Origin of the sequence: Phocaeicola paurosaccharolyticus JCM 15092 (assembly GCF_000613805.1) — a bacterium.
GTDB classification, from domain to species: domain Bacteria; phylum Bacteroidota; class Bacteroidia; order Bacteroidales; family Bacteroidaceae; genus Phocaeicola; species Phocaeicola paurosaccharolyticus.
This window is the reverse complement of sequence record NZ_BAJR01000002.1, coordinates 96,376-110,446: the sequence shown is the minus strand read 5'-3', so window position 1 is coordinate 110,446 and position 14,071 is coordinate 96,376. Positions and strand designations below refer to the sequence as shown.

The window sequence follows — 14,071 nt, the reverse complement described above, 5'->3', positions numbered from 1 at the left end:
GTTGACAATAAAATGAGAACAGGTAAATATCTATTATTTGTATTTATAAGTTTTATAACTGCATCTTGCTCTATTACAAACAGAGGAGATAAGTTTATAACTTATGTAGATACACGTGTAGGTACAGATGCAAGTATCACAAAAAGTGCTGGAGTCTTCGGTAAAGCTAAAGAAGATTTCGGACAGACTTTGCCTGCTGTTCTTGAACCTAATGGCATGAATTTCTGGACCGCACAGACTCAGGATACTGAGAGAAAGTGTAAGGCTCCTTACTACTACAGAGACTCTATTATACAGGGTTTCCGCAACTCACACTGGATTGTTGGCGGTTGCACACAAGATTATGGTTCAATGACACTTATGCCACTATTCGGTAAAATAGTGTGTCAGCCGGAAATGAGAGGAAGTAGGTTCTCACACGATAATGAGATTGCAACTCCAGCATACTACTCTACATATCTTAAGGACTACGATATAAATGTAGAGATGACAGGAAGAAGCAGATCTGCAATATTTCGTTTTACTTATGACAAAGCAGGAGATGGATATCTCGTTGTAAACCCTAATAGCGATGAGGGAGAAGGATATATTGAGATTGACACAATAAACAGAGAAATCAGAGGATATAACCCGGTACACCGTATCTATCAGGGCTGGGGAGAGAGTGCAGGCTTCAATGGATATTTCATTATCAGCTATGATAAGGAGATAACTGGTTTTGGAACATTCAAAGATGATAGCATATACTACAACAATACAACTATTTCGAATAAAGAAAACATTGGAGCCTTTATACGCTTCAAGACTGATAAACAAGAGAGAATTATCATTAAGGTAAGCTCATCCTTCACAGATATGGATGGAGCTCGCAAGAACCTAATTAGTGAGATTCCCCATAACGACTTTGAAAATACTCGTAGAGAGTTGACTGAAATTTGGGAGAATCAATTAGGAAAAATATCTGTAGAAACAAATAGTTCTGAGGATAAGGATAAGTTTTATGGTGCTCTTTATAGAGCTTCATTCCTTCCTAGAACATTTAATGATGTAGATGGACGTTACCCATCCTTTGCAAAGGGCAGTCCAATACTTCAACTACCAAAAGGAGAAAACTACTACGAGGACTACAGTATGTGGGATACATACAGAGCATTACATCCGCTTCTTAATATAATTTCGACAAAGAAGAGTGGTGAAATGATGCAGTCACTGGTAATGAAATATGAACAGGGAGGCTGGCTTCCTATATTCCCATGCTGGAACAGCTATACTGCTGCAATGATAGGCGATCACTCAATATCTGTATTAGCCGATGCTTACTGTAAGGGAATAAGAAATTTTGATACTGAAAAGGCATACGAGGCTATGCGCAAGAATGCCTTTACATCTCCTGCCTCTTTTGATGAATATAAAGATGGCATGGGAAGAAGAGCTTTGAAATCGTACATGAAGTATGGATATATCCCTTTGGAAGACTCTGTCAACGAAGCCTTTCATACAAACGAGCAGGTTTCGAGAACACTTGAATATGCATACGATGATTTTGCTTTAGCACAACTAGCAAAGGCTTTGAACAAAAGTGATGATTATAAGAAGCTGATAGAGAGAGCGAAGAATTACAAGAACGTAATCTCTCCTATCACAGGATATGCTCAGGGAAGATATGCCGATGGCTCATTCCTTGAAAAAGATAATGCATTTAGTTTTACCAGATTCATAACAGAAGGTGCCCCTTGTCACTATACATGGTATGTACCACAAGATGTCTATGGACTTATGAAGTCTATGGGTGGCAAGGATAAGTACTATGAGAAACTTGACTCCATGTTTACTCAAAGAAGATATTGGCACGGCAATGAACCTTGTCATCAGGTTGCCTATATGTTCAACTATGCCGGTACTCCTTGGAGAACTCAAAAAGAGGTGAAGAATATAATGGAGAGCGAATACTTAAATAAACCTGGAGGTATTTCAGGGAATGATGATGCCGGACAGATGTCTGCATGGTATATCTTCTCTGCTATAGGATTCTATCCTGTATGCCCTGCTTCACCATACTATATCATAGGGACACCAACATTCGATAAAACTGTGGTGAAACTTGAGAACGGAAAAGAATTTGTGATATGGGCCAACAATGTCTCAAAAGAGAATATATATATCCAGTCTGCCACATTGAATGGCAAGGTATATGACAAAAATTATATATCACACGACGATATCATGAATGGTGGAGAATTAAAGTTTGAGATGGGTGCTGAACCAAATAAAGAGTGGGCAAGCAAACCATCATCTTGTCCACCGGACCTAATGGAAGAATAAGATAGATGAAGAGATATATTTCCATATTAATCCTTTCTTGTATTATAGCTGTCACCAAAGCACAGAACTATAATATAATGAATTATGGCGCTAAGTCGGATACCACTCTACTATCAACTACTGCTATTCAGAGAGCAATAGATGAGTGTAGCAGCAAAGGTGGTGGAACAGTCCTAGTACCTGCAGGAAACTATCTATCGACAACTATAATGCTTAAAGATAATGTCAATCTCTATCTGGATAACGGAGCTACAATCTATGCCAGCAGAAAAATATCTGATTATGGAGGAGAGAAGGTCTCTGTCGGGGCTGCCGACAATGAATTTATTGAAGTTCTTGTATCAGCCAATAATGTAAAAAACATATCAGTTACCGGTAAAGGAACACTAAACTGTCGTGCCGAAAGAGTTGCTTATCGTCGTGAGCCTAAAACAAATTTCAATGACTCGATTACTGGAAGAGAGATATTAAATGCCATTAAATATGGTGTTGATTATAGAGATAAGTTCAAGAAAGTTCCTCCATTTACCGGAGCCATAAACTTTACCGGCTGCGAGAATGTGCATATTGAAGATATTCAAATTATAGAGTCATCTTTCTGGTCTGTACACCTTCAGTGGTGCGATAGAGTTTATGTAAACGGAATTTATATCTACTCAAATCCAGACAATGGAGTTAACGCTGATGGTCTTGATATTGATGGATGCAGTAATGTAATGATTAGTGACTGTAACATAAATACGGGTGATGATGCACTCTGCTTAAAAACGACAAACAGAGATGGATATTCAAGAGCTTGCAATGGAATTGCTATAACAAATTGCATACTCACATCATCTTCAGCCGCCCTGAAGTTTGGTACTGAATCTAACAATAATTTTGAGAACATAACAATATCAAACTGCGTTATAAAAGATGCCAACAGAGGAATAAATATGATAATGCGCGATGGTGGGACAATTAGAAATGTAACAATATCAAACATTACAATAAACACTGTACGTAAAGCTACATTCTGGTGGGGAAATGGAGATCCTATATGGCTTACCATTCAGAGCAGGAACAACCACTCTAGTGGAGGCAATATTGAGAATGTGACACTACAGAATATAATTGCACACGGACAGAGTGGAATAAGAGTTGAAGGATTCAGCAACAGATTGAATAATATACATTTCAACAATATACAACTCTTTATAGAACCTGAGAGTGCTAAAGATAAAAGAGCTCGTGACGGTTACCTCTTTGACGGAGTGAATAATCTATATATGAAAGATTGCTCTCTTGTATGGAACAAAGAAAGAGTGCAAAAAGAGTGGGAAAATGCATACAAATTCAAAAATATAGATGGGCTATTCATTAAAGATGTTATAGGCGAGAAATCACCTAATAAAGGATATGAAATCTTTTATTATGAGAATGTGAATAGAGCCAAAATAGAAAAATAGAAACTTAAAACGAACAAAATAAATTATATGAAGAAAGTTAACCAAATATTCATCCTGTTGATACTGGCGTTTCTTGTCGGAGGATGTAACGCCTCTAAAAGTGAAGGAAATATTTACAATATAATGGACTATGGAGCTAGTGGAGACGGCAAGTCTGATGATGCTTCTGCTATACAAAAGGCTATTGATAAATGTTCTGAGAATGGTGGAGGTATAGTTTTAGTTCCTGCAGGACATACTTTTCTATGTGGACCTATACACCTAGCCTCTTTTGTAAATCTACAACTTGAACCAAATTCAAGACTTCTTGCCAACTGACGAGAAGATTTATAAAGAGAGCGCTTTCAAGGAGAATGAAGGTGAAGGTATGATGTGGATAAGTGGAAAAGATTTGAAGAATATTTCAATAACAGGTCGTGGAGAAATAGATGGCAATGGTGTTGCTTTTATGGGAAAAGAGTTAAGCGACTCATACGAATTGAAACCTATAACAGATTTTGATCCTCGTCCACATGTAATAACACTTATAAATTGTCAGAACATCACAGTTAAAGATGTGACTCTTAAGCAAGGTGCTTATTGGACTCTTCATCTTATAGGATGCTATGATGCCAATATCGATGGAATAAATATACTTAACAATCTGAAGATCAGAAATGGAGATGGAATAGATGTAGATCACTCAAAGAAAGTAAGAATATCAAACTGCTTTATCGAATCGGGTGACGACTGCATATGCCTAAAGAACAGAAGAGAGTATAGCGAATACGGTTCTTGTGAAGATATAGTTGTAAACAACTGCATCATGACCTCTCGCTCTTGTGCTATCAAGATTGGATCGGAAAATATGGATAAGATAAACAATGTACTCTTCAACAACTGTATCATAAAGGATAGCAACCGTGGTATCGGAATACAGAACCGTGATGAGGGAACAGTTACCAATGTTATCTTCTCGAATATGCTCGTTGACTGTAAATATTACTCTGATGTATGGTGGGGAAAAGCTGAGCCAATATATGTTACATCATACCCAAGAGCTATCGGAAACCATAAGGATGCAGGATGGCGTTTCCCTAAAGGTGCTATAGATGGAGCATGCGGTGAAGTAAACAATATCTATTTCACTAATATAAAATGTACAAGTGAAAATGGTATTTTCATAGGTGGAGATACTCAGGACAAGGTCAACAACATCTTCTTCGACAATGTTGATGTACAGCTCTACAAACGTTCTACATTCCCTGGAGGTGTATATGACAAGAGACCTTGTAAAGGAGAGCCATTTGTATACGATAAGACCTATGCTTTCTATATAGAAGGTGCTTCAGATATTACAATCACAGACAGCAATGTATTCTGGGGAGATACTGCTCCTGACTATGCTGCCGGAGATATTAAGCAGATTAATACAAGTAGAATAAACATAAATAAGAGATAATATGACTCTAATTCCATTCAGAGTTTTTTTGTTTTGGCTGATTCTTCTGTCCCTTCCGTGATGGCGTCGGGACAGAAAGGCAGTCATTTCTCTTTCGAACAGAAAGAGAAATCAAAAAGGGTGGAATCGACAAACTTTTCATCGTATGTTGATCCCAAGATTGGATCAGAAGGTCTTGGAAGAGTCTTTATTGGTCCTTCAACTCCTTTTGGTATGGTGAAACCTTCGCCTGATTGTACTGCCGATCCTAACAGCGGATGGCTTCCAATGCCGGCACAAGTAAATGGATTCGCACAGGTACATGTGAGTGGCACGGGAGGTGGCCCCAAATATGGTAATATACTTGTTACCCCATTCTGCAAAGATCTTGACAATATCATTCATATAGACTATCGTAAAAATGAAGAGATAAAGTTGGGATATTACTCGACTACATTCCAGAACAGTGGAATAAAGACAGAGATTACCACCGCTCCAAGAGCATCTTTCTACAAATTTACTTATCCAAAGGACTCTCTGAAGTCACTTATGATAGATGCAGGATTTTTCTTAGGAGAGAGCCCTATACCTGATGCTCGCGAGGCACAGCAGTTTGTAGGCTCGGAGATTAGGATTGTATCTGATACACAGATTGAAGGATACTCAAGAATACGTGGTGGATGGAATAATGGGAAAGCATATACAGTATACTTTTTTGCTGAATTAGACAGACCCTTCGTGGAATGGAATACATGGAAAGGAACAAAGATAAGCAAAGAAGCTATTCAGTTTGATTCATATCAAAAAACCGGTGCACTTCTAAGGTTCTCTGACAAAGACTCAGTAGTAAACTTAAAGATAGGAATATCATTTATCAGTTCAGCCAAAGCTCATGAAAATCTGAAAAGAGATATTCCACATTGGTCATTCAACGAAGTACTAAACAATCTCACATCAGAATGGGAGAAGCTACTTAGCAAAATCTCCATATCCCAAAATGCCTCTGATAAATATAAGAAAATGTTCTATACAGGACTATATCATACTATGTTGATGCCTGTTGACAGAAGTGGAGAAAATCCATTATGGTCTGATAATGAACCATACTACGACGACTTCTACGCAATATGGGACACATACCGTACATCTTTACCCCTGATAACAATTATAGACCCTCAAAGAGAGGTTGACCTGGTACGCTCATTGATTAATATATACAAACGTGACGGATATATGCCGGATGCACGTAGCGGAAACTCAAACGGAAGAACACAAGGAGGTTCAAATGCCGAGATTGTTGTCGCCGATGCTTTTGTAAAGGGACTCAAAGGCATAGATTATGAACTTGGCCTACAAGCTATGCTCAAAGATGCCACTGTTCCTCCAGGAGGGAATGAGGAAGCAGAAGGCAGAGGAGGCCTCATCCATACCTTGAGTTGGGATATGTACCTTTCGGAATAGACCGTGCCGGCAATCGCACCGTTGAGTATTCATTCTGTGACTACGCTATTGCTGTTGTTGCAAAAGGGTTAGGCAAAGAGAATCTATATAAGAAATACTTGAAGCAATCAGGAAACTGGAAGAATCTATGGAGAGATGACTACTTACATGAGGGAGCTAAGGGATTCATAATGCCACGTGATAAGGATGGGAAATGGCTCGACAGACTTCCATTCGGTCACTCAAATAAGCAGAAACCTACCTATCTCTATACTCCTGTAACATCTGAAGCACCTTGGTACACTCCTTGGTGGAGCACCTTCTTCTATGAAGCAACTTCATGGGAATATTCTCTAAGTATTCCTCACGATGTAAATGGACTTATAGAAAAGAGTGGAGGCAAAGAGATGTTTGAAAAGAGACTCGACATATTCTTTAACAAGGGGTTCTTTAACGTGAACAATGAGCCGTCATTCCTCAGCCCATGTCTATATCACTGGATAGGTAAACCATACAAGAGCAGTGAAAGGGTAAGGGAAATTATCAATAAGAACTATAATGATTCGTCTATAGGATTACCAGGAAACGATGACTCCGGAGCAATGTCCTCATGGCTCGCATTCCATATAATTGGGCTATATCCAAATGCCGGGCACGACTATTATATTATAAATACCCCTATCGTAGATTATACATGTATAAACCTTGATGGAGGTAAGAAGTTCGAGATATCTGTTCCTTCATTATCAGAGAAGAATGTATATATAAAATCGGTCACATTGAATGGAAATGATTATCCATATTCAACATTAAGACATCAGGATATTGTAAATGGTGGCAAACTTGTCATAGAGGTTTCGTCAGAACCAACAAACTGGGGAAAGAAGATGTTCTCCGATAAATAATTATTATGAAGAAGATCATATTCATATTATCTGTTATACTCTGTACATCCATTAAACTTTGTGCACAGATTATTGAGAGTGAGAATTTACTTTTCGTCTACTCTCTGCATGGGCAGACAAGAAAATATAACACTACTTTCTATCTATACAATGATACCCTTTCAGTGAGATTGAGTATTGAGAGAAATACAAAATGGCAAAGCAGCGAGTTTATAACTCTTCCTGAAGCATTGAACAGTGGAACATCGCTCAGTTTTCTTCAGCCAATAGATAAGAATATAGTAACTCTCCCTAAGAATGAAACATTCAACATATTATCGCGCAAAGCATACAAAGAACTTAAAAATAGAGGTGCTTTTGTATATAGCAATGTAGCATATCGTATCGCTCCGACAAAGGAGATTTTAAACAGCAAGCAACCGCTGCTTCATGTCATTGAAGATTATGAAGGTTGTGAGATGTGGATTCTTGATAACCCATCTCTCCCAATAATATGGAAGATGAAAAACAATCCTCTGGAGATTGACTGGGAGGTAAAGAGTGATGTTGAATCTATCTTCGACATAAAAGAGCAAATTACATTGATGCCGGAGAAAAGTGGAAGCACCTACTTCGCCTACCCTGCTTACTCATGGCAACAAACCCCTGTTCCTGAAGGGTACACACCTTTCTATATAAGTCATTACGGACGACATGGCTCAAGATGGATATCTGAAGAGAACAGATATACCGATGTAGTAAATGCTTTTGAAAATGTTGAGCTGACAGAGCTCGGGAAAGATGTAAAGAGAAGGTTAGATATCATATATCAGAATGCCAAGGGCAATGCCGGTTTGCTCTCTCCTATAGGTGAACAGCAACACAGAGAGATAGCAAGACGTATGTTTGCCAGATTTCCTGAAGTTTTAAATGGAAATAGGAACATTTCTGCATACTCTACAACTTTTCCCAGATGCATAAAAAGTATGCAATGTTTCACTGACGAACTAATTAGACTTAATAAAAGCCTTAAGACTAAAAAGGATTCCGATAAAAAGAACATGAGTTATATGGCATTCGACACTCCCGAGATGACAGAGTGGAACAGAAAGGATGCTGAATGGAGAGAGGCTTTCACTAAGTTTGAAAAGAGAAACATGAACTCCGAAAGATTAATCAGCTCTCTATTTGTAAATCCAATCGAAAAGAAGAAGGCTGACGAGCTGATGATGGGGCTTTATTGGATAGCATCGGATATGCAGGACACAATGCCTGACATGTCACTATACGACCTGTTTACTACTAACGAGCTATTCGGTATATGGAAATCTATTAACTACAGGATGTACCTATGCAATGGTGGTGCCCCAATAAATAAGGGTATCCCTGCAATGAGTGCCTCTTCACTTCTGAAAGATGTCATCGACAAAGCTGATAGAGCTATAAAAAATGGTAAAGAGTCAGCTACATTAAGATTCGGACACGACACCAACCTTCTCAGACTTATTACTCTTTTAGGCATAGAAGAGTATTCAGCCAGAGAGCGTGACGAAGATAGATATCATCTGGCATGGCAAGATTTCAACATCACTCCTATGGCAGGCAACTTACAGATTATTTTCTATAAGAATGATAAGTCGGATATTGTAGTAAAATTTATGGTGAATGAAAAAGAGGTACATCTCCCTGTAGAGACCAATAATTCTCCATATTACAACTGGAATGATGTACGAAGTTACCTATCCAAGAAGATTCAATAATCACTTTATTAATATTCCCTTGTATAAACAAGATTTATACAAGGGAATATTTTATAAGTATCTATACAAATAATCAGAATTTAAGCGGTTTGTTTATAAAGAATGGAGCACTCTCGTTGCCGTATCTGTCTACCGATGTAACTGCATAATATATCTTGCTGTTCCAAGGTAACTTAGGTGCAAAACTGTACGAATTGCTCCTTATATTGATATCTATAATGTTTTCGCTCTTACTAATATCGACAGGGTATTTGTTTGAACCATAAATATTAAACATTATTCCACCCTCATCAACAGTATCAGGAGATTTCCAACTGAGCTTTATCACAGAGCCATCCATTACTATATCTCCATACTTAGGAGATAAAGGTTTTGCTTTATTCACCCACCTCATTGGTGGTACAAGTGCCGGTGTGGTATAAAGCTCCTCTTTCAATTCACTAAGTATACTCTTAGTATCATTAAGAAGGAACTGAGTTCTGAAGAATGCTTCTCCCTCCAGGTTATATCTTCTTATGAAAAATATCTGACGAGCAATCTCATCCAACGGCCAATTTTTCTCAGATGGAGATAAAAAATATATACCTAGTCCAGGAACAATCCATCTATCCGACGAGTTCTCTTTCCAATCCAGAGCAAAAGGATAGAAATTGTTTCCATTAAAATACATCATAGGGAATAGAATATCATGTATACCATCTTTAAGCCACTTCTGTGCATCCTGAAAAACGATGTCATAAGCATTCCATCCTTTTGATGAGAATCGCTGAGTATCTCTGTACTTACCGACAGGCGAGCTGCTAACCTTTATCCAAGGCTTTTTGCTCTTTACCTCATCATAGATAGAGCGTACAATAGAAGTTATATTGTCTCTCCTCCACTGCTTAATATCCTTACCTTTGCCATACTTTCTGAATGTATCTTTATCCGGAAAGAAAGTTGCATTCTCAGGATATCTTATATAATCAAGATGGACACCATCAATATCATACCTAGATACAATTTCGTTGATGATTCTTGTAAGATAATCCTTTGTACCGGGGTTACCTGGATCGAGATACCAGCTATTTTCAAAATACTTACATAAACTTCTGTCCTTCTTTACCACGCTGTTTTTTCCAAGCATATTCACTTGTCGAGCATTACCTATAGGTATTGTAACAATCCAGGCATGGAACTCCATACCCCTTTTATGACACTCCTCAATAGCAAACGCTAAAGGATCATAGCCTGGATCACCACCTGTCTTTCCGGTAAGAGCCTCTGAATAACTTTCAATATTTGATGGATAAATTACATCACCTCTCAACCTTGTCTGGAAAAGTATAGTGTTGAAGTTTGCCTCCTTAAGACGGTCTAATATATCACATAGCTCCTTTTTCTGTTTATCAATAGAGGATGTACTCTGTGCCTTGCATCTTGGCCAGTCCATTCCTCCAAGTGTAGTTAGCCAAGTAGCCCTTATCTCATATTTATCACTATTTACCTGACAACATACTGAGAGAGGGATGCATATATATATAAATAAAGTCGTTATTAATGTCTTCATTATCTTTAATTTTGATACAAAGATAAAAAGTAATAATAGAATTCATTATTTTTGCGATAATAAACAGACTAACTATATGGTAACTTTTACTATCGCATTACTACTATTAATTTGTGGTTATTTCTTATATGGTAAATATATAGAAAGAGTTTTTGGTCCTGATAAGACAAGAAAAACACCTGCCTTAACAATGACAGATGGAGTTGATTACATTCCTATGCCTACTTGGAAGATATTCATGATTCAGTTTTTGAATATTGCTGGACTAGGCCCTATATTCGGTGCAATTATGGGAGCAAAATTTGGAGTTGCCTCATACATCTGGATTGTGGTTGGAACTATATTTGCAGGTGCTGTACACGATTACATTTCGGGTATGCTCTCTTTAAGACATCAGGGAGAGAGTCTTCCGGAGATAATTGGTAGATATCTTGGAGTGACTACCAAACAACTTATGCGCGGTTTCACTGTAATATTAATGGTCCTGGTTGGAGCAGTCTTTGTTGCAGGTCCTGCTGCCCTTCTTGCTAAACTTACTCCTGACTACATGGATGAAACATTCTGGATTATTATTGTCTTCCTATACTATGTGATTGCCACTCTGTTACCTATAGACAAGATTATCGGAAAGATATATCCGGTATTTGCCGTTGCACTTCTTTTCATGGCTTTTGGTATTCTGATTTCACTATACGTAAATTGCCCAAATCTTCCTGAAATTACAGATGGATTACAAAACACCCATCCTGATCATCTTCCTATATTTCCTATCATGTTTGTCTCTATAGCATGTGGAGCTATCAGCGGATTCCACGCTACTCAGTCACCACTTATGGCAAGGTGTATGAAAACTGAGAAAGAAGGACGTATTGTATTCTTTGGTTCTATGATTACAGAAGGTATAGTTGCTCTTATCTGGGCAGCTGCAGCAACATATTTCTTCCATGAAAATGGTTTTGGAGAGAGAAATGCCTCAATAATAGTCGATAGTATAACCCACAATTGGTTAGGAACTGTAGGAGGTGTACTTGCTATACTTGGTGTTATCGCTGCCCCTATCACCAGTGGTGACACAGCACTTCGTTCTGCACGGCTTATTGTTGCTGATTTCATTCATCTTGATCAAAAAATCATAAGAAAGAGATTATATATTAGCATACCTATCTTCACAGTTACAATAGCAATCCTTCTGTATAGTCTTAAAGATAGCGCAGGATTTGATATGATATGGAGATATTTTGCTTGGTGTAATCAGACATTAGCTGTCTTCACATTATGGGCAGTAACCGTATACCTAGTAAAAGCAAAGAAAAACTATTTAATTACTCTACTGCCTGCACTCTTCATGACAGCAGTTTGTTCTACATATATATGTATTGCACCCGAAGGGTTATCTCTTTCAACTACATTATCATATATTGTTGGAGGTTCATTGACTTTATTAGCATTAATATTATTTATTTACTGGTTTAATAAACAAAAATCATCAGTTTATGAAAAGATATAAGAAATCTAACTGGCTACCAGCCATGCTATTTATATATGCCACAGCAATGGCAGTATACTTCGTGCCTCGTAACCATGAATCAACCGATACAGAGAAATTTCTCTTAGTATTTTCATCTTACTTAATTATATTCTTGCTTTGGATATCTCTTCGCGCTCAAGAGAAGAGAAGAGATAAAAGAGAGAACTATTTAAATAACAGCCACAAAAACAATCAATGAAAAAAATAATTTTACTTGTAATACTTTTTATTGTAAGTACTACAACGACTTATGCTCAATTTGAAAAAGGTAAATGGCATATAAATGGTTCATTTACCGGAATTAATATTTCTCATAATGGATTTATAGAAGACAATTTCGGGCTAGGGCTTTCAGTAGGAAATTTCCTTGAAGATAACTTTGCTCTTATTGTGAACTCTGAGATTGCTCATTATGAGAAGAGTCTTGGAGCACAAGTAAGGTACTATCTACCAAATACAGGTGCGTTCGGAGGCATTGGAATGGAATATAAAACAATAGACTACTTTGATGGAGGAGACAAGCATATAACTTGTTTCACACCGGAAATTGGTTATGCATTTTTTTTAAACAAAACTGTTACTATTGAACCTGTAATTTATTATAACTATAGTCTTACAAAACCCTCTGATTATAGTAAGTTTGGAGTAAAAGTTGGTTTGGGGTTCTATTTCTAAAAAAATTATTTAAGTAAATTTAACTTATCGCATATTAAACATTATTGATTTATAATTGTTTACTTAGAATTAACCATAATAAATCATAATAAAATGTGTAAGTTAAATTTACCAAACAACTTTTCATTATTTTCAAAAAGTTTGTTGATTGCACTATTTTATATGTTTGTAGGATGTTCTTCAGAAGATGAAGAAGATTTACAAGCAGAGATGCCGGAATTGAAAATTGAGGCATCAATATATAGTGACAAAATTGAATCCAGATATTCTGGAAGTAGCATTAAAGCTCTATCATTCTCTCAAGACGACAGCATTTGTGTATTCATGGATGGTAAGAAGTTATGTAAGTGGTCTCTAAAAAATAATAAGTGGAACCCGTCAAGTAACTCCATCTGGGCCGATACAATAAACTCTCACCAATTCGACTCTTTCTATCCTTACAACGAGAACTGTACATACGACTCTGTCTTTTCAGCTTCTCTCGTTACTCAAAATGGTACTTTTGCAAACTTGAATAAATATGATTTATTGATTGCCAGTAAATCAACCGATTATAAAGTATCCAAAGGTATCGTCTCCTTTACCGGAGAAAACGGATTCAAACATGCATTATCCCTAATAAGAATTAACATTGTTGGATCAGGAGAGTTTGCAAACGCTACCATTAACACAATTAAGTTAAGTAGTCCGAGACTCTTCTCCACATTGATATATTCATTTGAGGATAAAAAATCCCAAATTGATACGTCCATCGACTTAAATGAACTCACTATATCTCCCAATCATCAGATGAATGGAGTTTCTAAAGAGTTCTTTATCATTACGACTCCTAAGAGCACTGAATCTGAAATAAAATTCACTATAAATTATTCTACACCTCTTGCTACCAACGTTGAGAAAGTATCATCATTATCTGATCATTATTTAAAAACCGGCTTTATATATCAGTATAATATCCACTTGAAAGATGGTAATATCGACATTGAAGAGCCCCAAATAACAAGTTGGGAAGAGGGCAATATAATTGAAGATATTTACTTATAAT

Annotated in this window: 8 protein-coding genes and 2 pseudogenes; 9 read left to right on the top strand and 1 reads right to left on the bottom strand. The window is 37.1% G+C overall.

The window, feature by feature from the left end; genetic code table 11:
* The first annotated feature begins 12 nt into the window (after nucleotides 1-12).
* The 5 genes and pseudogenes from JCM15092_RS01835 (at nucleotide 13) to JCM15092_RS01815 (ending at nucleotide 9,274) form a co-directional block, all read left to right on the top strand.
* Nucleotides 13-2,322 carry a GH92 family glycosyl hydrolase gene (locus JCM15092_RS01835; protein WP_024993167.1) on the top strand — a complete coding sequence of 770 codons (2,310 nt, stop codon included), beginning with the start codon at nucleotides 13-15 and terminating at the stop codon, nucleotides 2,320-2,322.
* Between the two features lie 5 nt (nucleotides 2,323-2,327).
* Complete coding sequence (locus tag JCM15092_RS01830) at nucleotides 2,328-3,770, top strand: glycoside hydrolase family 28 protein (RefSeq protein WP_024993166.1); 1,443 nt, start codon at nucleotides 2,328-2,330, stop codon at nucleotides 3,768-3,770.
* Nucleotides 3,771-3,797: 27 nt separating this feature from the next.
* Nucleotides 3,798-5,211, top strand: a pseudogene (locus JCM15092_RS14615) (glycoside hydrolase family 28 protein).
* A gap of 138 nt (nucleotides 5,212-5,349) precedes the next feature.
* Nucleotides 5,350-7,535, top strand: a pseudogene (locus JCM15092_RS14610) (GH92 family glycosyl hydrolase); the annotation flags it as partial.
* Between the two features lie 5 nt (nucleotides 7,536-7,540).
* Complete coding sequence (locus JCM15092_RS01815; protein WP_024993165.1) at nucleotides 7,541-9,274, top strand: histidine-type phosphatase; 1,734 nt, start codon at nucleotides 7,541-7,543, stop codon at nucleotides 9,272-9,274.
* A gap of 73 nt (nucleotides 9,275-9,347) precedes the next feature.
* On the opposite strand, the gene JCM15092_RS01810 is transcribed toward JCM15092_RS01815, so the two are convergent.
* Nucleotides 9,348-10,823 (bottom strand): glycoside hydrolase family 10-like protein, encoded by a 1,476-nt coding sequence (locus JCM15092_RS01810; protein WP_024993164.1) that lies wholly within the window; start codon nucleotides 10,821-10,823, stop codon nucleotides 9,348-9,350.
* A gap of 76 nt (nucleotides 10,824-10,899) precedes the next feature.
* On the opposite strand from JCM15092_RS01810, the gene JCM15092_RS01805 reads away from it, so the two are divergent.
* From JCM15092_RS01805 to JCM15092_RS01790, 4 genes are all read left to right on the top strand, one after another.
* Nucleotides 10,900-12,330, top strand: a complete 1,431-nt coding sequence (locus JCM15092_RS01805) for a carbon starvation CstA family protein (RefSeq protein WP_024993163.1) — start codon at nucleotides 10,900-10,902, stop codon at nucleotides 12,328-12,330.
* Nucleotides 12,317-12,550: a hypothetical protein gene (locus JCM15092_RS01800; RefSeq protein WP_024993162.1), complete on the top strand. Its 234-nt coding sequence runs from the start codon at nucleotides 12,317-12,319 to the stop codon at nucleotides 12,548-12,550. Before JCM15092_RS01805 ends, JCM15092_RS01800 begins: the two co-directional genes overlap by 14 nt.
* Nucleotides 12,547-13,026 (top strand): hypothetical protein, encoded by a 480-nt coding sequence (locus JCM15092_RS01795; protein ID WP_024993161.1) that lies wholly within the window; start codon nucleotides 12,547-12,549, stop codon nucleotides 13,024-13,026. Before JCM15092_RS01800 ends, JCM15092_RS01795 begins: the two co-directional genes overlap by 4 nt.
* Nucleotides 13,027-13,119: 93 nt before the next feature.
* Nucleotides 13,120-14,070, top strand: a complete 951-nt coding sequence (locus tag JCM15092_RS01790) for a fimbrillin family protein (RefSeq protein ID WP_084488404.1) — start codon at nucleotides 13,120-13,122, stop codon at nucleotides 14,068-14,070.
* Nucleotide 14,071: the final 1 nt, after the last annotated feature.